The organism is Paraburkholderia sp. SIMBA_027 (assembly GCF_046535315.1).
GTDB lineage: Bacteria > Pseudomonadota > Gammaproteobacteria > Burkholderiales > Burkholderiaceae > Paraburkholderia > Paraburkholderia tropica.
This window is the reverse complement of sequence record NZ_JAWRWY010000655.1, coordinates 1-269: the sequence shown is the minus strand read 5'-3', so window position 1 is coordinate 269 and position 269 is coordinate 1. Positions and strand designations below refer to the sequence as shown.

1 protein-coding gene is annotated in these 269 nt (G+C 64.7%); it reads right to left on the bottom strand.

Features of this window, described 5'->3' with window-relative positions; all coding sequences use genetic code 11:
* Positions 1-269, bottom strand: a 269-nt coding sequence (locus tag SB764_RS40635) for an ABC transporter permease (RefSeq protein WP_410866849.1), incomplete at both ends; no start/stop codon positions are given.

Here is a 269-nt window from a genome sequence, read left to right as displayed (position 1 = left end):
CCGCCAATCACCGCGCTGGCGATGGCGTCGAGTTCGTACATCACGCCTTCGTTCGGCTGGGCCGTGACGAGACGCGACATCAGTACGCAACCCGTGGCGCCAGCGAGCAATCCGGAAAGGACGTAGGTAAACAGCTTGACGCCTTGCACGTTCACGCCGGACAGGCGTGCCGCTTCCGCGTTCGATCCGACCGCGTAGATGTGGCGGCCCAGCGACGTTCGCGACAGCAGCACCGAGACCGCCACGAAGAGGGCCACCATGATGACGAC